The following is a 23,491-nucleotide window of genomic DNA, read 5'->3' as shown; positions in this document are numbered from 1 at the left end:
CTGCCCGGCTAGTCCATGCTTCGCCTGAAACGCCTTGCGGTCTTCTGCCTTTTCGCGATCTGCGTCATCACCGGACTCCTTTTCTGGGTGCTCCGCGCACCCGGTGAGGCAGGGTTTGGGGACCTGGCGGCTCCGCCTCAATCAGGCGCGAAGCTCGCGACACTGTCCGGCGCCCGTGCAGTGGACATCACTGACAGCACGATGGACGCGAAATGGCTTGACCGGACCGCGGCGGACACCGGCATACCAGCCCGGGCGCTCCAGGCCTATGCAATGGCAGCGGAGCTCGCCAACACGGCCGCACCGGCATGCCGGATCGGGTGGAATACCGTGGCGGCCGTCGGCTTCGTTGAGTCGGCGCACGGCAGCCACGGCGGCGGAAGTTTGTCGGGCACCGGGCAGGTGAGCGGACCAATCATCGGGCCCAGTCTCGACGGCGGCAGTTTCGCCGCCATCCCGGACACGGACGACGGCGTCCTCGACGGCGACGCCCTCTGGGACCGCGCCGTCGGACCCATGCAGTTCATCCCCTCCACGTGGGAGCTGGCAGGGCAGGACGGGAACGGTGACGGATACGCCGACCCGCTGAACATCGACGACGCCGCCCTCAGCGCCGCCTCGTACCTGTGCGGGGGCGGCCGCGACCTCACCACCGCGCGGGGATGGACCGACGCCGTGCTTTCCTACAATCAGTCCGATTCCTACGTGCGCCAGGTGCGCGAGCAGGCTAATGCATACGCGGTTGAAGCCAGGGCGGCCGGGTAGGTTCGAGGGCGTGGCTTCGTGATCAGTGCCCGGAGCAGTGTGACGCCTGGCAGCGTCGAAAGGCTGCAGCTTGTCGTACCGGACCAGACGGCCCGTCCCGTCGATTCCGGACGGAGCCCGGCCCTGGGGCAGAATACGTTCATGACCAATGACGATCTGCGGCCTGTCTACTTTCTTTCGGACAGCACCGGCATCACCGCGGAAACGCTCGGCAACACCTTGTTGACACAGTTTCCCGCGAATCACTTTGACCGCATCACGGTCCCCTTCATCACCACCGTCGAACAGGCCAGGACCGTCGTCGGCACTATCGACAAACTGGCCGCCAGCGGTCTGCGGCCGATCGTCTTCTCCACAGCAGTCAGCAGCGACATCCGCCAGACCCTGGCCACGTGCAAGGGGATCATCGTGGACCTGATCGGGACGCACGTCGGACAGCTGGAGCAGGCCCTCGGCTCGCCGGCCAGCGGCGAGCCCGGCAGGGCGCATGGCCTGGGCAACGCGGAGCGGTACCAATCCAGGATGGCCGCCGTCGAGTACGCCATGGAACACGACGACGGACAGAGCCTGCGTGCGCTGGAAAAGGCCCAGGTCATCCTGGTGGCGCCGTCCCGCTGCGGAAAAACTCCCACCACCATGTACCTGGCGCTGCAACACGGAATTTTCGCCGCGAACTTCCCGCTGGTGGACGAGGACTTCGAACGCGAGGGGCTCCCCAAGCCGCTGCGGCCTTTCGTTGAGAAATGTTTCGGTCTCTCCTCCAACCCCCTGCGCCTGAGCCAGATCCGCACCGAACGGCGCCGCGGTTCGCCCTACGCGTCGCTTCGGCAGTGCGGATTCGAGCTCCGCAGCGCCGAGCAGCTGTACGTCTCCCACCGGATTCCGTACCTGAATTCAGCAACGGTGTCCGTGGAGGAAATGGCTGCGACAATCCTGCAGCGCATGAACCTCAAGCATTAGGGAAATTTTTCACAATCTGAGTGTGGCGCACATCATGTGGAAAGAGCGCCCGAGACCTGTCACTGTGGACAGGATTCGCGCCCACCAAACGGCTATCGCCGCGAGCGGGGCGGCACATCTGCATGCCATCATCTGCAAAGGAGCAGCAACTATGACGACAGACATCCTGTGGTTCTCAGAACTCGGACTCAAGGACCTGGACCGGGTGGGCGGAAAGAACGCGTCCCTCGGTGAGATGGTGCAGAACCTGACCTCGGCCGGCGTCCAGGTCCCGGACGGTTTCGCCACGACTGCGGACGCGTACCGCACCTTCCTTGCAGACTCCGGCCTGGACCAGAAGATCGCCGACCGGCTCATCGGCCTGGACACTGACGACGTGACAGCCCTCGCCTCGGCCGGTCAGGAAATCCGTACCCTTATGCGCGAGACGCCGTTCCTGCCGGACTTCGAAGCGCAGATCAGGGAGTCCTACCAGCAGCTGGTGGACAAGCACGGGGGATCCGAGGACCTCTCCTGGGCTGTCCGGTCCAGTGCAACGGCCGAAGACCTTCCGGACGCTTCCTTCGCCGGGCAGCAGGAAACCTTCCTGAACGTCCGCGGCATCGAGAACATCCTGCTCGCCATCAAGGATGTGTTCGCGTCCCTCTACAACGACCGGGCCATCGCCTACCGCGTGCACCACAAGTTCGAGCACGCCGAGGTGGCGCTTTCGGCCGGCATCCAGCGGATGGTGCGCTCCGACGTCGGGGCCTCCGGCGTCATGTTCACCATGGACACCGAATCAGGATTCAACGACGCCGTGTTCGTCACGTCCTCTTACGGCCTCGGCGAGGCCGTGGTCCAGGGCGCCGTCAACCCGGATGAGTTCTACGTCTACAAGCCCGCCCTCCAGGCCGGCCGCCCGGCGATCCTCAAGCGCGGACTGGGTGAGAAGGCGCTCCAGATGACCTACACGAGCAACCGCGAAGTGGGCCACACCATCGATTTTGTTCCGGTTGAGGCCTCGTTGCGGAACCGCTTCAGCCTCACGGACGACGACGTCGAGCAGCTCGCCCGGCACGCCGTCGCCATCGAGAACCACTACGGCCGCCCCATGGACATCGAATGGGGCAAGGACGGGATCGACGGCGGACTGTACATCCTCCAGGCGCGCCCGGAGACCGTGCAGTCCCGCCGCACCTCCGGCAGCTTGAGCCGTTTCCGCCTCAACGGGACCGGCCGGGTGCTCGTCGAAGGCCGCGCCATCGGCCAGCGCATCGGCGCCGGCACCGTCCGCATTCTCAGCTCGATCGACCAGATGGCCGCCTTCAAGACCGGAGATGTCCTCGTCGCCGACATGACCGACCCGGACTGGGAACCGATCATGAAGCGTGCCTCCGCCATCGTGACGAACCGCGGCGGACGCACCTGCCACGCGGCCATCATTGCCCGGGAACTGGGGATTCCCGCCGTCGTCGGTACCGGGGGCGCCACGGACGCGCTCTCCGACGGCCTTGAGGTGACCGTTTCCTGCGCCGACGGCGAGACCGGCGTGATCTACGAAGGGCTCCTGGACTTCAGCGTCGAGGAAACCGAGATCACCCAGCTGCCCGAGGCCCCGGTCAAGGTCATGATGAATGTCGGAACCCCGGAGCAGGCGTTCACCTTCGCGCAGCTGCCCAACCACGGCGTGGGCCTGGCCCGGCTCGAATTCATCATCAACCGCCAGATCGGCATCCACCCCAAGGCACTGCTGAACCTGGACGAGCAGCCGGCGGACGTCGCCGCGGAGATCCGGGAACGGATCGCCGCCTACGGCAGCCCGCGCGACTACTACATCAAGCGCCTGGCCGAGGGCGTGTCCACCATCGCGGCGGCCTTCGCCCCTGAGCCCGTGATTGTGCGCATGTCCGACTTCAAGTCCAACGAGTACGCGAACCTGATCGGCGGACCGGCCTACGAGCCGCACGAGGAGAACCCGATGCTCGGCTTCCGCGGGGCCTCGCGGTACCTGGAGCCGTCCTTCCGGGACTGCTTCGACCTTGAGTGCGAGGCCCTGTCCTTCGTCCGCAACGAGATGGGGCTGACCAACGTCAAGCTGATGATCCCGTTCGTGCGGACCCTGGACGAGGCCCGCGGCGTCATCGAGCTGCTGGCGGAGAACGGCCTGGTCCGCGGCGAGAATGGCCTCGAGGTGATCATGATGTGCGAGATTCCGTCCAACGCGCTGCTTGCGGACGAGTTCCTGGACCACTTCGACGGGTTCTCCATCGGCTCCAATGACATGACCCAGCTGGGCCTGGGCCTTGACCGGGATTCGGCGATCGTCTCGGGTGGCTTCGATGAACGCGACCCTGCCATCAAGAAGCTCCTCAGCATGGCCATCAAGGCGTGCAAAGCTCGCGGGAAGTACGTCGGCATCTGCGGCCAGGGGCCCAGCGACCACGCGGACTTCGCCGAGTGGCTGGTCGGGGAAGGCATCGATTCCGTTTCCCTGAACCCCGACACCGTGGTGGACACCTGGCTCCGGCTCGCCGGTGCGGCCCGCGGCGAAGAGGTCGTCGCGGCGGTCGGCGGAGACGCGAACTGATTCTCTGTGTGAAACGAGTGCCCGCCCGGGGAACCCCCGGGCGGGCACTCTCCTTAACCCGGCAGACGTCGGCTTCATGTAGCCACAATTTCCGGCCCCCACCCGCTACCAAGGCAGAATGGAAGGCATGACCCTTACGACGTTCGCCCTTGTCCGCCATGGCCAGACCGACTGGAATGCGCAGCGCCGGCTGCAGGGATCCACTGATATTCCGCTGAACGACGTCGGCCGCAGCCAGGCGCGCGACGCAGTCGCCGTCCTGTCCGGCCAGGAGTGGGACGCGATTGTGTCCTCGCCGCTCGGCCGTGCCGCGGAGACGGCCAACTTGATTGCCGACGGGCTCGGCCTCAGCGTTGCACGGCACATTCCGGAGCTCACCGAGCGCAGCTTCGGGCCCGCCGAGGGCCTGCAGGCCGGGCCCGAGCTTGACGCACTGCGCATCCCCGGCGGTTTCCGGGGCGCAGAAAGCGAGGACGAGGCGGCCTCCCGCGGGTTGGCCGCGCTGGAAACCCTCGCCGAGGAGTTCCGCGGCCGCCGCGTCCTGGTGGTCGCCCACGGCACCCTCATCCGTGTGAGCCTCAGCCGCGCCATCGGCCGCACCCTGCAAAGCGTCGACAACGCCGTGCTGAACCTCGCGCACCACCATGCCGTTGACGGCTGGCAGCTCGAATACTTCAACGGTGAACGCGTGGCCGCTGCCGTCTAGCGCACACCTGCACCTACGGCTGGTAGTGCTCCTCAGCACGAGCGAACCCAACCCGGTCCACTTTTCGGTGGTAGTGGACTCCCGCCAGGCCGCCCAGAACGGCTCCCATCAGCGCTACGGCGGCAACGGCGATGGCCGCAACAATGCTGGTTGTACCCAGCTGGCCCTCAAGGACGGGCACCCGTAGGAAATCACTCACCACGTTCAGGGCATTGAACTGCCCGCTACTTACGAGAGCAAGCAGGGCGATTCCCGCGGCCGCGATGACGGCCCACAGCCAGACCATGAGTCCCTGTCCGACACCGTTGAAACGGGCCATCCGTCCTGCGACATAGCCGCCTGAAACAAAGGCGAGGAATGGGACCAGGAAGAGCAGGATCGCGCCGGTCATCCCGCTGAACGGGGCGGACGCGTCGGCGGATCCCGAGACCAGGGCAGGGCCGGCCAGAAGCCCGGCCCTCCCCGCCGCCACAGCCAAAGCGGCCAGCAGGAAAGTCATTGCGGCCGCAGTCAGGCAGCCGAAGAAGGCCGAACCGATTTTGATGCCGCCGAACCGCTCCTCCTGCCGGGCAACAACCGTTTCCCTGATTCGGGAAACCGGGTCGGAGGGGACCGCCGGGTCGGAGGGGACCATGTTGTCGGCCGGGACCCCGCTGTCGGGCCCTTCGTCGTAGCCGCCATCAGCGTTCCATGGGCTGCCCATCACGCGTCCCCGCTTTCACTGCTCAAACGGTGGGTATGCCCTAAGCTAATCGCAATCCGCCGGAGTCCACGAGAGGCTTTGGGCCCGGCGTCGGCTACGCCGTCCCAGCCTCCACGGCCCCAGCCTCCCTGACGTCAGGCCGCCCTGCGTGCGTTCCGCCCGTCGCTCGGCGTGGACCGCCGTGAAGAGCCCGCGGACGCCCTGGGCCTGGCCCCGACGCGGCTGCCTTGTGCGACGTTGCTGTCGCCGTGCAGGCGGACTCCGTGGCCAATCACGGCGCCCGCTCCAATCCGGGAGTGGCTGCCCACACGGACCCGGTTGCCGATCACAGCGCCCGGCCCCACGTACACGGCATCACCGATCACTACCCGCTGGCCGATTCGCGCCCGCCGGTCGATCCAGCTGCCGCCGCCGATCCGGCAGCCTTGCCCCACCTCGGCGCCGGCCTCCACATAGGCCGTGGAACTGATGAAGGACGACTCGTCCACCTCGGCGCCACGCCCGATCAGGCCGCCGCCGTTAGGGTGCCGGTGATAGCTCATGACCTTGCCGGCGTCGTCTTCGACTGTTTCGATTTTCCTGCTCATGACCTTCCTGTCAGTCCGGCGCAACCCAAAGCAACGGACACTGGTTTTAACGCCGGCAACGTGGTGCGCATTCCATTCACAAATGTGGCATTCCGGGCAGTTTTTGGAACATGTGGGGCGCTTCAATGGTTATTCACAGAAAGGGCGCAGGGCTTCCCACAAGGAGGTGCGTGGTGACCACGAATGACAAGGATCTGTCAGGACGCCGGCCCTTCGGCGTTGTCATCAGCAGGGATAACGCGGCGGGTGTCAGCGAGCACCCGTGGCGCCGGTACGTGGCGCTCGGGGATTCGTTTACCGAAGGAGCGGGGGACCCCGACCCCCGGCGCCCCGGCGGAGTGCGGGGCTGGGCCGACCGTGTGGCCGAGGAACTCAGTAATGGCCACCCGGACTTCGCCTACGCGAACCTCGCTGTGCGGGGCCAGCTTTTGGATCAGATCCTGGCACGGCAGGCCGGTCCTGCGCTGGCACTGCAGCCGGACCTGGTCACGCTTTCCGCGGGAGGCAACGACATGGTCTTCCACGGGAGCGACCCGGACAAGTTGGCGGAACGGCTCGACGCCGGCGTGGAGCTGCTGAGCACTTCCGGTGCCACGCTGGTGGTGTTCACCGGCCCCGACTGGGGGTCCACCCCCGTGCTGGGCCGCAACCGGGCAAAGGTTGCCGTCTTCAACGAAAACATCCGCGCGATCGCCGCAAAGCATGATGCCGTGATCGCTGATCTGTGGGGCCTGCGGGAGCTCAGGGACCCGCTGATGTGGGACCGGGACAGGCTGCATCTGTCACCGCTGGGCCACCACGCCGTGGCGATGAGGGTGCTGGATGCGCTGGGTGTGCAGCACCTGCTGCAGCCGCTGGAGTCCCGCGAACTGCCGCATGGCAACTGGCGCCAGGCCCGCGCCGAAGACCTCCAATGGGCCCGCAGCTACCTGCTGCCCTGGGCATGGCATCGGGTCCGCCGGCCGGCCAAGGTCAGTGAGCCCATCGCGAAGCAGCCTATTGCTGCCCCGGTAACCACTCCGGGGCAGCCCGCGGTTGCCGTCAGGAGTCACGCCTGAGAAGAGCAGCTTTGGCACCATGGAGTGTCTGCCGCACAGTGTCGGTGGCCTGCCATAAACTCAGCCAGTGGCAGATTTGAGCACCGATGGCAGTGCGAACCAGGTGGTGATCCCGGTACTGGAGGGGCAGACCTGCATTGCCGACCTGCTCCCGGAGTTCAAGGACCTTGCCCGTCTTGCCCTGGCGGAGTGGGCGCCGCAGGACGCCGACGCATCAGCAGGGGGCCAGCAGACCCTCTTCTGACCGCTGGCGTTCCCCTCGCCGGGAGGTCCCCAAAACCTTCCGTCATGGCTGCCGCGGGTCATGGCTGCAGCGGCAGGAACAGGACGGTGTAGATCCCCAACAGGGCGAGGACGACGACGCTCGCGGCCACCGCCGCCGTCGAACCTATATGCGGTGGCATGGTTTCCCGGTTGATGCCCCGGACGGCACGGTGGAAGCGGTGCTTCTGGGTGAGATTGATGGCCAGGGCCGCAGCGATGGCGCCGCCGACGAGCGTTCCGACGAACCAGCCGTGGTGGGGCAGCCAGCGCAGGAAGACTGCTGCGGCCACCACCATTGCCATGGTGGTGCGGCCCCACGCCAGATCCGTGCGTTCGGGCTGGAGGCCGGAATCGCCGTGCCGGGCTGGATCTCCCGGGGCGGGATCATGCGGGGCAGTCACGGTCAGGCCGGCCGGGCGATCACGAACACCACCATGATGGCAGCCACCAAGGCCCCGCCGATGGCCAGCACGGGGGCGATCAGGGGCAGCGGCAACGGCGTGTTGGAACGCATGGCGCGTTCCACGTTGAGCCACCGGAAGAACGAGCCGCCGCCGATCACCAGTGCCAGCACCAGCAGCAGGACGGCGATGGTCTTGCGCAGCTCGGGACCCAGGAGACCGGCCATAAAGGCTTCGACGGCCACGCCGCCGGCGAGCAGCGCCAGGGATGTCCTGATCCACGCCAGGAAGGTGCGCTCGTTTGCCAGGGTGAACCGGGGATCGGGTTCGGTGCCGCCACGGAGGAGCCGCGACGCGAGCCGGCCCCTTGCATCCTTCGCTCCGGTATTCGAATTCTCTGGCAACGTTAATCCCTCCGCGCATGGCAGGTAGCAGATGCTCCCTTCTCTTGCCTACCACGTTTCCGGCGGGGGTGTCCCACTCATGCCCGGCGGAGGATCCGACGGTTTTGGCGAACCGTTGGGTAGCGTTGTACGCCGTGAGCATCGAACAGAGGGTTATGGGCATTGCGTCGCTGTGGTCCGCCATCGTCCTCAGCATGGTGGCGTTGGCTGCACCGGCGGCAGCGGAGCCGTGCCCCGCAGGTCAGGTTCCGGTCACACGCGGCGGCGTTTGCGTCCCGTTGAGTCCGCTGCTTCCCGTACCAGCAACGCCGACGACGGCGGTTCCAACGACGCCGGCCCCCTCGCCCTCGGTGACGTCGGACCCCTCGCAGGGCGGCACCGTTACGGGTCAGCCGGCCGCAAGCACCCCGACGTCGACCGCCCGGCCGCCTGGACCGGGAACCGAACTGCCGCAAAGCCAGGCGCCCGGAACTACCACCGACGATGCGGCAGCAGCCGTCGATGCAACCCTCACGCCCTCGTCGGAATCCGCTGGAGCGCCCGCCCCTGCGGGTTCCGCGCCATCGGCCGAGGCGTCCGCCGGGGTTCCGGCGGGTGCACCTGCACGGCCGCAAACGCCGCCCCGGTCAACCCTGGCAGCGGCCGGCTACTTGCTGACCATCGGCGGAATCCTGCTGCTGGCCTGGGCTGTGGCAGGATTCGCGCTGCACCGCCCTTCGCCCGGGGCGCGCCGGGCCTGGGCCACCCCGGTCAAATGCGGCGTGGCAGTGGCGCGGCGTGCCGCGGCGTGCTTGCGGAAGCCGTCAACCGGCACCCGTCGGGGTTCGCACGCTGAAGGTGCCGGTACCGGCAATGCGGCACCCTGCATCACGGAAGCCGGTGCCGGGACCGAACTGCCCGCCGGGCAGAGGTCGCTGATCAGTCCCATTCCCGCGCACTCGCGGACCGCCTCGATGGCCGCGACAGCCGAGGACTTGTCGGGGTAAGCACCGGAAACGGCCAGTTCGGTTCCGTCCGGCGTTGTCAGCCGGAACCGGTACTGCGCCTCTGCATCAAGGAAAACTTCGAACTTGCCGGCCATAACTAATCCTTCCGGTCTGCGGAGCCCGTCCGTTGGCGGCTTCGCCGTGAAACGGGCCGAACGCATCTCTGCGAACATGTTCCGCTGGTCTGGTCGAACGATCAGAATTGATCGGTTCATCAAGTGCTTCAAGTCTGTCGTGGCTCCTTGTAGGCTCACAAGACCGATCAAGTTAAGCCCACGTAAAATGCATGCAACGGATTGCCCTCCCGCGGCCCTTCCGTTGCCTCAGCGCACACCAAGGAGCTCGTTATGACCACATTGTCAGATCGACCCAATACAGCCTTGATGGTGATCGACGTCCAGAACAGCGTGGTGGCCGATGTACACCAGCGCGACGAGGTGGTGGCCAACATCGGCACGCTCGTGGACAAGGCGCGCAGTGAAGGAGTGCCGATCGTCTGGGTCCAGCACTCGGATGAGCAGCTGGAAAAGGGCAGCGAAGCCTGGGAATATGTCCCGGAATTGAAGCGCCGGGACCCTGAAGCGCTGGTGCACAAGTCGTTTGCGGACTCGTTCGAGGACACCAACCTGGAAGAGGTGCTGGCCAAAGCCGGAGTGGGGAGACTCGTGGTCGCAGGCGCGCAGACGGATGAATGCATCCGGTCCACGATCCACGGCGCCTTTGTCCGCGGCTACGACGTGACGCTCGTCGGTGATGCACACACCACGGAGGACCAGAGCGAATGGGGCGCGCCGCCGCCGGACAAGGTCATCGCGCACACCAACCTGTACTGGAAATACCACACGGCGCCCGGGCGGACGGCTGCCGTGGAGGACACCAAGGATGTGACCTTCAAGGACTGAGCTGGTCGCCGTCAGCCCCGCGTGCGAGCCACTGGTCCAATTGGCAGAATAGGAACCCGTAACAGGCCTCACGAAGAGGCTGCGGGATTGAATTGGGTGGAGCTTTGGTGGAAGTTGACGTCGTTGTAGTTGGCGGAGGGGCAATGGGATCCGCTGCAGCGTGGCAGCTTGCCCGCCGCGGGCATTCGGTCAGGCTCCTGGAACAGTTCGAGCAGGGGCACCACATCGGCGCCTCCCATGGCGCAACCCGGAATTTCAACATGGCCTACGCGGAGGCTGACTACCTGGATCTGGTCACCGAGGCCAAGGATCTTTGGGACGAGCTTGCCGCCGAAACGGGCAGGCAGCTCCTGGACCTTGTGGGCCTGGTGAACCACGGCAACGTCCGCCGGCTGCAGGAGGTCCGGTCGTCGCATGCCCAGAGGGGCATAGAAAGCCACTTCATCTCCGCCTCGGAAGCGGCGGACCGCTGGCGGGGCATGAACTTCCGGAGCGACGTGCTGGTGGTTCCGGGCTCCGGCCGGGTCCGCGCCGGGGAGGCGCTGCTGGCGCTGCGCCAGGCCGCAGAGGCGCATGGCGCCCGCTTTGAGTACTCGACGCCGGTCCGCGACATCCGCGTCGCCGGTGACGACCGCGCCGTCGTCGTTACTGACTCCGGCGAGATCACCGCGCGACGCGTTGTGGTCACGGCCGGCGCGTGGACCACCAAGCTTGCGGGGAGCCTGGTCCGGCTCCCGAGGCTCGTGGTCACGCAGGAGCAGCCGGCGCACTTCACGCCGCTGGATGACTCGCTGGAGTGGCCCAGTTTCAACCACAACCCCGACCCGGACGATCCCCGCGACGCGTACTGGTACAGCCCGGTCTACGGAATGCTCACTCCGGGCGAGGGCATCAAGGCAGGCTGGCACGGCGTGGGGCCCGTGACGGATCCGGACGCGCGGACCTTCACCCCCGAACCTGCGCAGCTGGAGGCGCTGGTCCGTTACGTCGGGGACTGGCTGCCGGGCGTGGATGCGGGTTCGGCGGTTCCGATCAGCTGCACGTACACCAGCACCGCGACTGAGGACTTCGTGCTGGACCGTTTCGGGCCGGTGGTGGTGGGGGCCGGTTTCTCCGGACACGGGTTCAAGTTCACACCGGCGATTGGCCGGGTGCTTGCAGACCTGGCCGACGGCGGCAGCGCCCCGGCGAGGTTCTCGGCCCGGCGCTAGGCATCGGTTGGCAGGCCGGATTCCGCCGGAGCGGGTAGCGTTGGCTGACATGCGTAACGGTCGACTGATTCCATGCATCCTCGCGGTGCTGTCCGTCGTGGCTGCCTGCCTCCTGGCTTTCGCTGTGTCCGCTAGTGCCGCACCCTGCGCGGACAAGAAGGGTCCTGCTGCCGACGCCGACTCCTGCGTTTCCGGCGGGCCGCCCTCCCGGACGCCCGCTTCTTCGGCGACTGCCCCGGCCGGACCCGCCTCCGGGACCGCTCAGGACGGCACCGGTCCCGGCGAAGCGCAACCCGTCGTCACGGGTTCGGGCGAGGAAGATATGCCGTTACAGGAAACCATCGCCGGCCAGGAACCAGAGCCAGCCCCCGCAGTGTCTTCCGGATCGCCGTCCCGCGCGGGCATGGCCGCCTCGCAGGCAGGATCGGCACCGCCGTCGCCGTCCCGCTCAGCCCGGACGTTGACGGCGGCACCGTCCGATTCCGGCGGGGTTGAGGCGGGGACCGTTCCCGTGGCCGGATACCTGATTGCCATCGGCGGCGGGCTGCTCCTGATTTCCTCAGCCTTCGGTTTTATGAGGTTCCGTCCCGGCGCCCAGGTCCAGCCATGATGCCCGCAAACGCTGTGGATGAGCTCACCGGAATAGCCGGCTTCGCCGCGCGGGGCATCGATTCGCTGGGGGAATGGGGCGTCGGGCTCTTCACCTTTGCTGAAACCATCATCCCGCCTATTCCCAGCGAGGTCATCCTGCCGCTGGCGGGCTTCCTCACCAAGCAGGGGAGCATGGTCCTGGCGCTCGTCTTCATCACCAGCACGCTCGGCGCGTACGCCGGTGCCTTACTGCTGTACTGGCTGGGTGCCAAACTGGGTTTGGAACGGGCAATCACGGGCCTGTCCCGGCTTCCGCTGATGGACCGCGAGGACTTCGAAAAGGCCGCGGACTGGTTCCAGCGCCACGGAAAGTCGGCGGTGTTCTTCGGCCGGTTCCTGCCGGGGGTGCGCAGCCTGATTTCGTTGCCTGCCGGTGCCAAGAAAATGAACCTGGCCACTTTCAGCATTTTCACCATTGCAGGGAGCGGTCTCTGGAACGCGCTGCTGATCAGCCTTGGCGTGCTGCTCGGAGCCCAATACCGGCTCATAGAGGACTACTCCAAATACCTCAATTACGCCGTCTATGCCGCACTGGCTGCCACAATTGCATGGCTGTCGGTCCGGGCCTACCGGCGGCAGCGCGAACGCGTGGATCAGAACGAATCGTAGGGGAGTGGCTGGAATGGGCACGGAAGCGCACGGCCGGATCGTCGTCGTCGGCTCCCTCAATGCCGACCTGACCATCTACTGCGAACGGCTCCCGCGTCCGGGCGAGACGGTCCACGGCACCGGGTTCGCCGTCAACCCCGGGGGCAAGAGCGCCAACCAGGCTGTGGCGGCCAGCCTGCTGGGCGGGGCAGTCAGCCTCATCGGCGCCGTGGGGGACGACTCCAACGGCGAAATGCTCCTGGCCTCCACCGCGGGCGCCGGTGTGGACATCTCGCACGTACGCATCTCAGAGTCCGCTGCCACCGGAGTCGCCGTCATCGCGGTGGATGCCCACGGTGAGAACAACATCATCATCTCCGCCGGCGCCAACGGTACCCTTGCGCCCGCCGACGTCGCGGCATCTGCGGACGCGTTCGACGGCGCCTCCGTGGTCTGCCTCTGCCTTGAGGTCAGCCTGGAGACCGTTGAAGCCGCTGCCCGAACAGGGCACGACGCCGGCGCGACAGTTTTGCTGAACCTTTCGCCTTACGGCGAGATCCCGCAGGCCTTGGCGGATGTGTGCGATGTGCTGCTGGTCAATGCGCACGAGGCGTCGCTGGTTCTCGGGCAGGATGTTCCTGTGGCGGACGCGGACGACGCCGGCTGGGACCAGATCCGGGAAAGGTTCGCCGAACGCGGGCTGCAGCGGGTGGTGGTCACCCTCGGCTCCAGCGGCTCGGTGGTTCTTGACTCGCTGGCCGCCGGAGCGGACCGCGTCACCCGGATCGCGCCGGTCACGGTCCATGCCGTGGACACCACGGGAGCCGGCGACGCGTTCACCGGCGCCATGGCTGCGCGGCTCGCGGCCGGTGAGCCGCTGGCCGAAGCCGCAGCCTTCGCCTCAGCGGCGGCGGCGCTTGCCGCCACACGCAAGGGCACGCAGGCTGCGTACGCCGGAGTTGCCGACGTGGAGCGGCTGCGCGGGCGCGAATAGGGCAGAGCCAGCGCCGGCGTCAGCCTGGTTGGCGCCTCTCCAGTGCAGTGCGGCGGTACCAGTCGCTGGCCAGCTTTGTATGCTTGCTGCTGTTGGCACAGTTCCGGTTGCTGCAGTGCGACGGGATTTCGTCCTGTGAGGCTCTTGGGCCCTGCTGAGGGTGCCGGACCAGCACCACGGCTGATCCGCAGGCGGCGCATACGAGGAAGGACCGCATGCTAGGCACCGAATCCTGGCCCGGCCGGTGCTGCGTTTCGGCTGAAGATGACACTGCCGCCGGCTTTGAGCTTGCCTTGATGGCCTCTGACTTTCATTCATCCCCCTGAACTAGTCTGCGTTTCAGGGTACCGCGCTTGAGCCGGATTGAGCTGCCCCGGCCCTACTCCCCGTGGACTTCGGCTTGCTTATCCTCGGAGCGGTCCAGGTATGCCAGCAGCAGGTCGGCGGCTTTCTCGAGCTCGCCGGCCTCCAGCGCCTCGCAGATCTCCTCGTTGTCCTTGAGGTAGCCGCTGTAGAAGTTCGCGTCCATCGTGGCCTTGTGGAAGAACAGCCGCATCTCCGCCAGGACCTGGGACATGATCGTGTTCAGCCTGCGGCTTCCGGCCAGGGCCACGATCGCGCCGTGGAAGTGCTGGTTTGCGGTGCCCAGTCCCTCGTCGTCGTTCGCGGCGGCCGCGAGCTTGCCTTCCTCCACCGCCGCCCGGACGGCGGCCACGGCTTCGGGGCTGCCTCCGCCGCGGATCGCGCTGACTTCGATGGTGCGGCGGACCGTGTAGACGTCGTGGATATCGCCTGGTTCCAGGCTGGCCACGAAGACGCCCCGGTTGGGGTGCCGGACCACCAGCCGCTCGCTCGCGAGCTCGGCAAAGGCCTCGCGCACGGTGTTGCGGGAGACGCCGAGGTCCTCGGCAATCGTTGACTCGGTCAGCCGCGCCCCCGGCAGCAGGATCCCTTCTGCCAGCTGCAGGCGCAGTTCATCGGCCACTCTGTCCGCCACCGAGGGCACGGCGACGCGCAGCCGGGCTGCCGCGGTTGCCGTTGCTGCGGAGGTTGCGCCTGTGCCGGATACGCCCCGGGTTGCTGCTTCTGAAGTGGCCATACTCCAGAATTTACACGATCGTCACATCGTTGAATCGAAGGATTGTTGAACAATCGATAAATTTGGTGCATCCTAGTAAGAGCAAATCAATGAGACGAGGATCACAATGGTTTATATGGACCTGAACAGTGACGTAGGCGAGTCCTTCGGCCGCTGGACGCTGGGCGACGACACGGCGATGTTCCAGTCCGTGTCCAGCGCCAACGTGGCCTGCGGTTTCCACGCCGGCGATCCCACGGTCATCCGCCGCACCTGCCGCGAAGCCGTGCAGGCCGGCGTCATGATCGGCGCCCACGTGGGCTACCGTGACCTCTCCGGATTCGGCCGCCGCTTCGTGGACATTGATCCCAGTGAACTGGCTGACGATATCGTCTACCAGATCGGCGCACTCCAGGCGCTGGCCGCCACCGAAGGCGGACGCGTCCGCTACGTCAAGCCGCACGGCGGCCTGTACAACGCGATCGTCTCCCACACCGCCCAGGCGCGCGCCGTCGTCGACGCCGTCCGGTCCATCGATCCCGGACTTCCGATCCTCGGCCTTCCCGGCTCGGAGGTGCTGCGGCTTGCAGAGGCCGCCGGACTCCGTGCTGTTTCCGAAGCCTTCGCCGACCGCGCCTACAATCCCGACGGCACGCTCGTCTCCCGCTCGCTCCCCGGAGCCGTCCTGCATGACCCGGCCCAGGTGGCCGAACACGTCCTGCGCATGGCCGCCGACTCCGCCATCCGCACCGTGGACGGCTCCATCCTGAAAATCAATGCAGACAGCATCTGCGTCCATGGCGATTCCCCCGGGGCAGTAGCCATGGCTATTGCAGTGAAAGCTGCGCTTTCCGACGCCGGCATCACCATCAAGGCTTTCGCCTAAACCGCTTTCGCCTTAACGGCGTCCGCCTCACCCTGCCAGACCCCCGGCAGCACCCCCAACCAGCATGCAGGCAGCTCCCGCCGCACACCTGAAGGAAAATCATGACCACACATCACACGGCCGCCCGCACCGGCCGAAAGATCCCGCCCGGCGCGCTGAAGGCCTACGTCGCCAGCCTGACCGGAACCTCGCTGGAGTACTACGACTTCGCCATCTACTCGGTGGCCTCCGCCCTGGTCTTCCCCAAGATCTTCTTCCCGGGCAATGACGAGTTCGTGGGCCTCCTGCTCTCCTTCTCCGCCTTTGCGGTGGGCTACCTGGCACGGCCCATCGGCGGCGTGATCTTCGGCCGCCTGGGCGACAAGATCGGCCGCAAGCAAGTCCTTGTGGTCACCCTCATGCTCATCGGCGTCGCCACCGTGCTTATCGGCCTGCTTCCCGATTATTCCGTGATCGGCGTGGCAGCCCCCACCATCCTGGTGCTCCTGCGCCTGGCCCAGGGCATCGGCGTCGGCGGCGAATGGGGCGGTGCCGTCCTGCTCTCCAGCGAATTCGGTGACGCCAACAAGCGCGGCTTTTGGTCTTCTGCAGCCCAGATCGGCCCGCCCGCCGGCAACCTGATGGCCAACGGCGTCCTGGCGCTCCTTGCCGCAACGCTCAGCACAGAAGCCTTCCTCTCCTGGGGCTGGCGCGTGGCCTTCCTTGCCTCCGCACTGCTGGTGGTCTTCGGCCTGATTATCCGCCTCAAGCTTGAGGAAACCCCCGTGTTCAAGGCCATTGCGGCCCACGGTGAACAGCCCAAGGCCCCCATCACTGAGGTGTTCCGCAAGGAACCCCGGGCCCTCGTGGCCGCTGCCCTCTCCCGCGTCTGCCCCGACGTCCTCTACGCGCTCTTCACGGTTTTCGTGGCCGTCTACGCCACCAAGGAACTCGGCATGACCACGGGCAATGTCCTCACGGCAATCCTGGTCGGCTCGGCCTTCCAGCTGTTCCTCATCCCGCTGGCCGGCGCCCTCACCGACCGGTTCAACCGCCGGATGGTCTACGGGATCGCCGCCGTTGGAACGGCACTGTACATTCCGCTCTTCTTCCTCATGATCGACGGTAAGTCCGTGCTCATGCTGACCGTCGGCGTGGTGATCGGCCTGGCGTTCCACGCCTTCATGTACGGCCCCCAGGCCGCGTACATCACCGAGCAGTTCCCGGCCCGCCTGCGCTATGCCGGCAGCTCGTTGGCCTACACCCTGGCCGGCGTAATCGGCGGCGCCGTGGCACCGCTGATCTTCACCGCCCTCTACGCGGCGTCCGGTGACTGGTACCTGATCGCGGCCTACCTGCTGGTGGCCTCCGCAGTCACGGTTGTGGGCCTGGCCCTCGGCCGGAACCCGCAGACCGCTGAAGAAGAGCGCCTCCTGGCGGACGCAGCTTCCCTCGCCTGAGCGGCACGGAAACTCCAGCACAGAAACCTGTTCAGTACAGAACTTTTAAGGCATTGGCAACGATGGAAGCGGTGGCAATGGAAACCCTGAGCGTGCACAAGGTCCTCTCGGTGCGGCCCGTGGGAACGCGGGCGGTGCTCGCGGAGCTCTCCGGAACGCAGGACGTCCTGGCCCTGCAGACCCTGCTCCTGGAATCCCCGCTGCCGGGCCAGGTGGACGTGCTGGCGGCCGCGCAGACCGTGATGGTCCGCGCGGATTCGCCGGCCGCCGCCCGCCGCATGGGCTCGTTCCTGCTGGACCTGGACCTGACGGCTCCGGTCAAACAGGACGGCGGCCTGGTGTTCATCGATACCGTGTACGACGGCGAGGATCTCGCCGAAGTGGGGCGGCTCACCGGCCTCGGAACGGACGGCGTCATCGAAGCCCATTCCGGCCAGGTGTGGACGGTGGCCTTTGCCGGGTTCGCGCCGGGCTTCGGCTACATGGTGGGGGAGAATCAGGTGCTGGAAGTTCCGCGCCGCAGCTCGCCGCGCACCGCGGTGCCCGCCGGTTCGGTGGCTTTGGCGGGCAACTATTCGGCGGTGTATCCGCGCAGGTCCCCGGGCGGCTGGCAGCTGATCGGCCGCACCGGGGCCCGCATGTGGGACCTCGGCCGGTCCGAGCCCGCACTGGCCAGCCCGGGACACCGCGTCCAGTTCCGCGCCGTCCGCGATGTGGTGACCATGGCACCGGAACATGCGGCCTCCGAGGCGGTAACCGCCACGGAGGTATCGGCCCGGGAGGCTGCTTCCGGCCTGCGGATCGTGTCACCCGGGCTGCAAAGCCTCATCCAGGACCTCGGCCGGCACGGCCACTCCGCGCTGGGAGTCTCCGCCGCCGGAGCCCTGGACCGGGCCTCGCTGCGCCGGGCCAACCGGCTGGTGGGCAACAACTCCTCGGCCGCAGCCATCGAGAGCGTAGCCGGCGGACTCAAAGTCCAGGCCGTCGGCGACCAGGTCCTGGCCGTCGCCGGGGCGCCGTCGGCACTGACCATCGCGTCGCCGTCGGACGCTGAAGCAGACGCTTACAGCGACGGGACCGGGCGCCAGCGCACGGTTCCCATGGCCACACCGTTTGCGCTGCTCGACGGAGAAACCCTGACCCTTGGCGCGCCGGAGGCCGGCTTCCGCAGCTACCTGGCAGTCCGCGGCGGGGTGGACGCCGCGCCCGTTCTGGGCAGCCGTTCCACCGACACCATGTCCGGCATAGGACCGGCCCCGCTTGCCGCCGGACAGTTGCTGGCATCCGGCGACGTCACCGAATCCGGCGTCGTGGGTGATCCCGAACTCCAGCCGGACTTCCCCGGCGAGGGCGTCACGGTGCTGGACATCGTCCTGGGCCCGCGGGCCGACTGGTTCGATGAATCCGCCCTGGATTCCCTGTGCGGGCAGGACTGGGTGGTCAAGCCGCAGTCTAACCGCGTGGGAATGCGGCTGGACGGCACGCCGCTGGAACGCAGCCGGCGGGGCGAACTGCCCAGCGAAGGCACCGTAGCGGGCGCCATCCAGGTGCCGCCCGAAGGCCTCCCCGTGCTCTTCCTGGCCGACCATCCCATCACGGGCGGCTACCCCGTGATCGGCGTGGTGGTGGACCACCAGCTGGACCTGGCCGCGCAGGTGCCCATAGGCGGCAGCATCCGCTTCCGCCGTGTTCCCGAGCAGACTCCTTCGCCGGAACAGAAATCTTCTGAACAGACTTCGACCGAACAGACGTCCCAAGAAAAAGTGAGTAACTGATGCGCAAGGTCCTGATCGCCAACCGTGGTGAAATCGCCGTCCGGATTGCCCGTGCCTGCGACGACGCCCAGCTGGAATCCGTCGCCGTCTACGCGGACATCGACGCCGATGCCATGCACGTCGGCGCCGCAAGCGAAGCGTTCAGCCTGGACGGAAACTCCCCGGCGGACACTTACCTGAACATCCCCAAGCTGCTCGAGGTGGCTGCCAGATCAGGCGCTGACGCAGTCCACCCCGGCTACGGCTTCCTGTCCGAGAACGCGGATTTTGCCCAGGCCGTCCTGGATGCCGGACTGGCGTGGATCGGCCCCACACCGGAGGCCATCCGGCAGCTTGGCAACAAGATCACCGCCCGCGAGATCGCCGTCCGTGCCGGTGCGCCGCTGGTGGCCGGCAGTGACGGACCCGTGGACACCGCCGCGGAGGCCCGGGCCTTCGCCGAACAGCACGGCCTGCCCATCGCCATCAAGGCGGCCTTCGGCGGCGGCGGCCGCGGGCTGAAAGTGGTCCGCAACATGGACGAGATCGAGGAATCCTTCGACTCTGCCGTCCGCGAAGCCGTGGCAGCCTTCGGCCGCGGCGAATGCTTCGTGGAGCGCTACCTGGACCGTCCGCGCCATGTCGAAGCGCAGGTCCTGGCTGACACGCACGGCAACGTGGTGGTCGTCGGAACCCGCGACTGCTCACTGCAGCGCCGGCACCAGAAGCTGGTGGAGGAAGCACCAGCCCCGTTCCTCAGCGACGAGCAGACCCAACAGATTTACGACGCCGCCAAGGCAGTCTGCCGGGAAGCCGGCTATTCCGGCGCCGGCACCGTGGAGTTCCTCGTGGCCGCGGACGGCACCGTCGCGTTCCTGGAAGTGAACACACGGCTGCAGGTGGAACACCCCATCACCGAAGAAACCACCGGAATCGACTTGGTCCAGGAACAGTTCCGGATTGCCGCCGGGGAAGCCCTGCGCATCACCGTCGATCCTGAACCCCGCGGCCACTCCTTCGAGTTCCGGCTCAACGCCGAGGACGTGGGGCGCGGCTTCCTGCCCTCACCCGGGACCATCGCCGAATTCCACGGCCCCACCGGCCCTGGCATCCGGCTGGACACCGGCGTCCGCTCCGGGTCGTTCGTGGCGCCGCAGTTCGACTCACTGCTCGCCAAGCTGATCGTCACCGGCGCGGACCGCCAGCAGGCGCTGCGTCGCGCCCGCCGGGCACTTGCTGAGATTGAAATCACTGGCGTGGCCACCGTTCTGCCGTTCCACCGCGCCGTGCTGGAATCGCCGGACTTCACCTCCGAAACCGGCCTGGGCATCCACACCCGCTGGATCGAAACCGACTTCGCGGACCGGATCCCTGCCGATCCCGGCTACAGCACCACCGCGCCCGACGGCGCACGCCGTACTGTCACTGTCGAGGTGGACGGCCGACGCCTGGCGGTCGGACTGCCGGCGGACCTGCTGGACGGCTGGGCACGTTCCGGCGGAGCTCTGCCCGCCGGCGTGTCGGTTGATTCAGCGTCCGACGGCGGTGCTGCCGCCTCCGGAACGGCCGATCCGGGGGAGCTGCGTGCCGACATGGCCGGAACTGTCGTCAAGTGGCTCGTGGAGCCGGGCGCCGAAGTGTCGGCGGGGGACGCCGTCGTCGTTCTTGAAGCGATGAAGATGGAAACGCAGGTGACGGCGCACCGCGACGGAACGGTGACGGGCATCCGCGCCGAAGCCGGCGGCGTGGTGACTGCCGGGGCGGTGCTGGCGTTGATCGGATAGGCGCCGCGGAGGGGCCCAGAACGGTGGTGCGGCCGGGGTTTCCGGAGGACAATGCAAGGCATTAGTTAGCCCTAGGATCCTCCAGAAAACGGAGCCACGCTGTGGATGAAACCGGCACCAATGAGAAAGTAGTTAACCGGCTGATCGACTGTATCAACGACCGCCGGATCGAGGTCATGGACGAGCTGTTCCACGACGATGCTGTGATGCACTGGCCGCAATCCGGAGAAATTGTGCGCGGTGCAGAGAACCGCCGGGGAATCTACAACGCCTTCCCGCAACTGCCCACCATCACGCTGCGCCGGCTGCTCAGCGGCGGGAACCTGGTAACTGCCGAAGCCCTGCTGGACTACGACGGACCGCAGTACGAAACGGTGTTCATCTTCGAATTCCGCGACGGCCGCATTGCCAAGGAAACGGCCTACTGGAGCGAATCGTTCGAACCACCCGATTGGCGTGCCCAGTGGGTTGAAAAGGCCTAGCTGGGCGGCGACGTAGGCACCTGTTGTCAGAAGCGCTGGACGTGGACGCCAGCCGCCGCCAGGGCCGCAAGGAACCGTTCCTGGCGATCCGCTGACCCAAGGCTCAGCAGATATCCCCGTCCGACGTCGAGCTGGACTCCCGGCCCTGTGTCCTGGATGATTCCCAGCCCGAAGGGCCCGAACCGCAGCCCGAATCCGTAGCGCAGGCCATGGATTGTTGCCGGAGCGGCCCGTTGGATTGCCGCAACCGGAATCCTGCGGCGGTAGAACGGGAACCACTGCAACCGCACTTCGTTGTCGAGGACTTGGATCCTGGAGAAGCCGAACGCCAGGAAGGTGACGAGCATCAGGGCGCATGCAATGGCGGTCCATGCCACCGGTTCCGACTGCAGCGCGCCGGTGAGGAAGATTGCCAGCAGGATTCCTACCAACAGTAGGGCGCTGCCGCCGATGATGGCCCGGGGCAGGCGCCCATAGAACATCCGGCCGGAATCGAATAACATACCGGCGTCCTGAAACATGACATAAGCCTAGCCGGGCAGGCGCCCAGGTGCCGTCGGGGGAACGGGCCGACAGAGTCGCTAGCGGACCGCGGATTCCTTTGCAGGCTCATCCAGCGTCATCAGCGTCAGGCGTTGTGACTGCAGGGCCGTGACAAGCAGCGACCGTGCCGAGAGGAGGAGACCGCTCACCTCGGGGCAGGAGAGTTCGTAGAACAGCCGGCCGTCCTGGCGCGAGGGGACGATCAGGCGCTGGCGGCGGAGCACGCCGAGGTGCTGCGAGAGGTTCGAGGGTTCGAGGCCTGTGTCGTCTCGCAGCCGGCTGACGGCAACGGGGCCGTCGGCAAGCATTTCCAGGACCCGGATCCGCGAAGGGTGGCCCAGAGATTTGAAGAGTTCGGCCTTTACCTCACTCAGGACCACGCCTGCAGGCAATTCGTCCTTCATCGGGCCTCCCTTCCTAACGTCCGCATTTCGGCGGTAACCATAACGCCTGTTCAACGAATACAGCCTACGGCAGACAGAAAGGTCTGTCTCCCGACGGTGCGAATCGGTCCCCGTCGCAGCTATATCGTAGCCCCGGCCGCAAAGGGATGATCGGTGGATTTAGTCCGCGGACAGCCCTTGCGCGGACGGCTTGAGTAGTTCAGACTTTCATGAATTCATCAATTCGCCCGGCCGTCACCGCGGTCGGTTACACATGGATGGATTCAGGCCGCTTCCGCTGACAACGGCGTCATCGGGAGTGGCCCGATCCCGAGTTTCCAGGAGGGCTCAATGGCAGGCATGTTTGAATTATTTTCCGATGCGGATGCTTCCTTTAGATTTCGGCTGACAGCTCCTGATGGAACAGTCATGGCGCTCTCGAAGCCCTTCCCGGACAAGCGGGCCGCCGTGGCCGGAATCGCGGCTGTTCGCGAGTACGCAGGAATGGGCTTTGTCACCGAAGTCCCGGCCCCGAAACCCCAGCATTCCCGCGGACCGTCCGCAGCTCTTGCCTTTAGGAGCCGGGCAGCGAGCCGGAGACGGCAGATTCTGGCCCGGTGGCAGCAATCCCTCAAGCCGGGGGCCGTCGTCGCAGATTTTCCTGCGTGGTAAGTTCCATGGCCGCACGGAAAGTCCCGCAGGTGCACTCCGACGCCTTGGCGGCGGCGGATTGCATCGCCGGGACGTTCAGGTATGACGCGGCAACCGGCAGGCTCGACTGGTCCGAGGAGCTATACCTCATCCACGGCTACGGCCGCGGTGAGATTGTGCCCACTCTGGAACTTTTCCACTCGCACAAGCACCCGGACGACCGTAACCGCAGCCGGGAGATCTTCACGCAGGCCCGCAACGCGGGCGGCAAATTCTTCAGTTTCGACCGGCTGATCGACGCCCGCCTGCGGGAGCACAGGATCCTGACAACAGGGGAGGGCTTCCTCGACCAGGACGCCAGGCTGAGCCACATTGCCGGGTTCGTCGTCGACCTCACCCTGACGCTGCGGCGTGAGACGGAACAGTTCGCCCGGGCCGCCGTCTCGGCGGCCAATGCGAGCCGCAGCACCATCGAGCAGGCCAAGGGGATCCTGATGGGTGCCCTGCACCTCAGCGCGGAGGATGCCTTCAACCTGCTCGTCAGCCACAGCCAGCACAGCAATATCAAGCTCGCGAGGACTGCAGCTGACCTTGTGGACCTGGCCAACAACGCCAAGGACCCCGCACTCCTGGACAGTTTCATCCAGGCCCTTCACCGCGGACCTTTCCGCCGCCGGCCGGAAACGCTTGGCATCCGCGGACATCATGGGAGGCGCCAGCAGCGCTCCATGTAAAATTCCTT

At 66.6% G+C, this 23,491-nt stretch carries 26 protein-coding genes; 18 read left to right on the top strand and 8 right to left on the bottom strand.

Annotated elements, in window-relative coordinates; genetic code table 11:
- Nucleotides 1–15 precede the first annotated feature (15 nt).
- The 4 genes from ASF98_RS12450 to ASF98_RS12435 all read left to right on the top strand — a co-directional run bounded on the left by ASF98_RS12450 (nt 16) and on the right by ASF98_RS12435 (nt 5,000).
- Entirely contained in the window at nt 16–765 is a 750-nt protein-coding gene (locus ASF98_RS12450; protein ID WP_055802136.1) for a lytic transglycosylase domain-containing protein, read from the top strand.
- A gap of 141 nt (nt 766–906) precedes the next feature.
- Nucleotides 907–1,725 carry a pyruvate, water dikinase regulatory protein gene (locus tag ASF98_RS12445; protein WP_028270233.1) on the top strand — a complete coding sequence of 273 codons (819 nt, stop codon included), beginning with the start codon at nt 907–909 and terminating at the stop codon, nt 1,723–1,725.
- Between the two features lie 151 nt (nt 1,726–1,876).
- Complete coding sequence (gene ppsA, locus ASF98_RS12440; protein WP_055802132.1) at nt 1,877–4,294, top strand: phosphoenolpyruvate synthase; 2,418 nt, start codon at nt 1,877–1,879, stop codon at nt 4,292–4,294.
- Between the two features lie 127 nt (nt 4,295–4,421).
- Entirely contained in the window at nt 4,422–5,000 is a 579-nt protein-coding gene (locus ASF98_RS12435; RefSeq protein WP_055802466.1) for a histidine phosphatase family protein, read from the top strand.
- 13 nt (nt 5,001–5,013) lie between these two features.
- Here ASF98_RS12435 and ASF98_RS12430 read toward each other — a convergent pair whose 3' ends face one another.
- Entirely contained in the window at nt 5,014–5,703 is a 690-nt protein-coding gene (locus tag ASF98_RS12430; RefSeq protein WP_055802129.1) for a hypothetical protein, read from the bottom strand.
- 134 nt (nt 5,704–5,837) lie between these two features.
- Nucleotides 5,838–6,290, bottom strand: a complete 453-nt coding sequence (locus ASF98_RS12425; protein ID WP_055802127.1) for a DapH/DapD/GlmU-related protein — start codon at nt 6,288–6,290, stop codon at nt 5,838–5,840.
- Nucleotides 6,291–6,514: 224 nt separating this feature from the next.
- Here ASF98_RS12425 and ASF98_RS12420 point away from each other — a divergent pair, with 224 nt between their 5' ends.
- Both ASF98_RS12420 and ASF98_RS24150 read left to right on the top strand, forming a co-directional pair.
- On the top strand, nt 6,515–7,348 hold the full coding sequence (locus ASF98_RS12420) for an SGNH/GDSL hydrolase family protein (protein ID WP_055802464.1): 834 nt from the start codon (nt 6,515–6,517) through the stop codon (nt 7,346–7,348).
- A gap of 67 nt (nt 7,349–7,415) precedes the next feature.
- Nucleotides 7,416–7,592 (top strand): hypothetical protein, encoded by a 177-nt coding sequence (locus ASF98_RS24150; RefSeq protein WP_156372376.1) that lies wholly within the window; start codon nt 7,416–7,418, stop codon nt 7,590–7,592.
- Nucleotides 7,593–7,650: 58 nt separating this feature from the next.
- Here ASF98_RS24150 and ASF98_RS12415 read toward each other — a convergent pair whose 3' ends face one another.
- From ASF98_RS12415 to ASF98_RS12405, 3 genes are all read right to left on the bottom strand, one after another.
- Nucleotides 7,651–8,013 (bottom strand): DUF202 domain-containing protein, encoded by a 363-nt coding sequence (locus ASF98_RS12415; RefSeq protein WP_055802124.1) that lies wholly within the window; start codon nt 8,011–8,013, stop codon nt 7,651–7,653.
- A gap of 2 nt (nt 8,014–8,015) precedes the next feature.
- Entirely contained in the window at nt 8,016–8,417 is a 402-nt protein-coding gene (locus ASF98_RS12410) for a YidH family protein (RefSeq protein ID WP_055802121.1), read from the bottom strand.
- A gap of 646 nt (nt 8,418–9,063) precedes the next feature.
- Nucleotides 9,064–9,498 (bottom strand): YegP family protein, encoded by a 435-nt coding sequence (locus tag ASF98_RS12405; RefSeq protein ID WP_082506812.1) that lies wholly within the window; start codon nt 9,496–9,498, stop codon nt 9,064–9,066.
- Between the two features lie 252 nt (nt 9,499–9,750).
- On the opposite strand from ASF98_RS12405, the gene ASF98_RS12400 reads away from it, so the two are divergent.
- From ASF98_RS12400 to ASF98_RS12380, 5 genes are all read left to right on the top strand, one after another.
- Complete coding sequence (locus ASF98_RS12400) at nt 9,751–10,305, top strand: cysteine hydrolase family protein (protein WP_055802118.1); 555 nt, start codon at nt 9,751–9,753, stop codon at nt 10,303–10,305.
- 107 nt (nt 10,306–10,412) lie between these two features.
- On the top strand, nt 10,413–11,516 hold the full coding sequence (locus ASF98_RS12395; protein WP_055802462.1) for an FAD-dependent oxidoreductase: 1,104 nt from the start codon (nt 10,413–10,415) through the stop codon (nt 11,514–11,516).
- A 49-nt stretch (nt 11,517–11,565) separates the two neighbouring features.
- The gene (locus tag ASF98_RS12390) at nt 11,566–12,126 is read left to right on the top strand and encodes a hypothetical protein (protein ID WP_156372375.1); all 561 of its coding nucleotides are present in this window, start codon (nt 11,566–11,568) and stop codon (nt 12,124–12,126) included.
- Nucleotides 12,123–12,776 (top strand): DedA family protein, encoded by a 654-nt coding sequence (locus ASF98_RS12385; protein WP_055802113.1) that lies wholly within the window; start codon nt 12,123–12,125, stop codon nt 12,774–12,776. The genes ASF98_RS12390 and ASF98_RS12385 overlap by 4 nt, the downstream gene beginning before the upstream one ends.
- A 13-nt stretch (nt 12,777–12,789) precedes the next feature.
- Nucleotides 12,790–13,749 carry a ribokinase gene (locus ASF98_RS12380; protein ID WP_055802110.1) on the top strand — a complete coding sequence of 320 codons (960 nt, stop codon included), beginning with the start codon at nt 12,790–12,792 and terminating at the stop codon, nt 13,747–13,749.
- Between the two features lie 379 nt (nt 13,750–14,128).
- Here ASF98_RS12380 and ASF98_RS12375 read toward each other — a convergent pair whose 3' ends face one another.
- Nucleotides 14,129–14,848 (bottom strand): GntR family transcriptional regulator, encoded by a 720-nt coding sequence (locus ASF98_RS12375; RefSeq protein ID WP_055802108.1) that lies wholly within the window; start codon nt 14,846–14,848, stop codon nt 14,129–14,131.
- Between the two features lie 106 nt (nt 14,849–14,954).
- Between ASF98_RS12375 and ASF98_RS12370 the strand changes: the two genes are divergently transcribed.
- The 5 genes from ASF98_RS12370 (at nt 14,955) to ASF98_RS12350 (ending at nt 21,172) form a co-directional block, all read left to right on the top strand.
- Nucleotides 14,955–15,713 carry a LamB/YcsF family protein gene (locus ASF98_RS12370; protein ID WP_082506811.1) on the top strand — a complete coding sequence of 253 codons (759 nt, stop codon included), beginning with the start codon at nt 14,955–14,957 and terminating at the stop codon, nt 15,711–15,713.
- Between the two features lie 101 nt (nt 15,714–15,814).
- Nucleotides 15,815–17,152, top strand: coding sequence for an MFS transporter (locus tag ASF98_RS12365; protein WP_055802105.1), 1,338 nt, complete (start codon nt 15,815–15,817; stop codon nt 17,150–17,152).
- Nucleotides 17,153–17,214: 62 nt separating this feature from the next.
- Nucleotides 17,215–18,927 (top strand): 5-oxoprolinase/urea amidolyase family protein, encoded by a 1,713-nt coding sequence (locus ASF98_RS12360; RefSeq protein ID WP_055802101.1) that lies wholly within the window; start codon nt 17,215–17,217, stop codon nt 18,925–18,927.
- Nucleotides 18,927–20,690: an acetyl/propionyl/methylcrotonyl-CoA carboxylase subunit alpha gene (locus ASF98_RS12355; protein WP_055802098.1), complete on the top strand. Its 1,764-nt coding sequence runs from the start codon at nt 18,927–18,929 to the stop codon at nt 20,688–20,690. Before ASF98_RS12360 ends, ASF98_RS12355 begins: the two co-directional genes overlap by 1 nt.
- A gap of 101 nt (nt 20,691–20,791) precedes the next feature.
- Nucleotides 20,792–21,172: a nuclear transport factor 2 family protein gene (locus tag ASF98_RS12350; protein ID WP_055802096.1), complete on the top strand. Its 381-nt coding sequence runs from the start codon at nt 20,792–20,794 to the stop codon at nt 21,170–21,172.
- 26 nt (nt 21,173–21,198) lie between these two features.
- On the opposite strand, the gene ASF98_RS12345 is transcribed toward ASF98_RS12350, so the two are convergent.
- Both ASF98_RS12345 and ASF98_RS12340 read right to left on the bottom strand, forming a co-directional pair.
- The gene (locus tag ASF98_RS12345; protein ID WP_055802093.1) at nt 21,199–21,675 is read right to left on the bottom strand and encodes a hypothetical protein; all 477 of its coding nucleotides are present in this window, start codon (nt 21,673–21,675) and stop codon (nt 21,199–21,201) included.
- A 78-nt stretch (nt 21,676–21,753) separates the two neighbouring features.
- Nucleotides 21,754–22,119 (bottom strand): ArsR/SmtB family transcription factor, encoded by a 366-nt coding sequence (locus ASF98_RS12340; RefSeq protein ID WP_055802090.1) that lies wholly within the window; start codon nt 22,117–22,119, stop codon nt 21,754–21,756.
- Nucleotides 22,120–22,449: 330 nt separating this feature from the next.
- Between ASF98_RS12340 and ASF98_RS24810 the strand changes: the two genes are divergently transcribed.
- Entirely contained in the window at nt 22,450–22,770 is a 321-nt protein-coding gene (locus ASF98_RS24810; RefSeq protein WP_055802087.1) for a YegP family protein, read from the top strand.
- Nucleotides 22,771–22,775: 5 nt separating this feature from the next.
- Nucleotides 22,776–23,483, top strand: coding sequence for a PAS and ANTAR domain-containing protein (locus ASF98_RS12330; RefSeq protein WP_055802084.1), 708 nt, complete (start codon nt 22,776–22,778; stop codon nt 23,481–23,483).
- Nucleotides 23,484–23,491: the final 8 nt, after the last annotated feature.

It is taken from the genome of Arthrobacter sp. Leaf337 (assembly GCF_001423745.1).
Lineage (GTDB): Bacteria > Actinomycetota > Actinomycetes > Actinomycetales > Micrococcaceae > Arthrobacter.
Note: the sequence above shows the minus strand (reverse complement) of the source record. Positions and strands in the feature narration are given on the sequence as shown.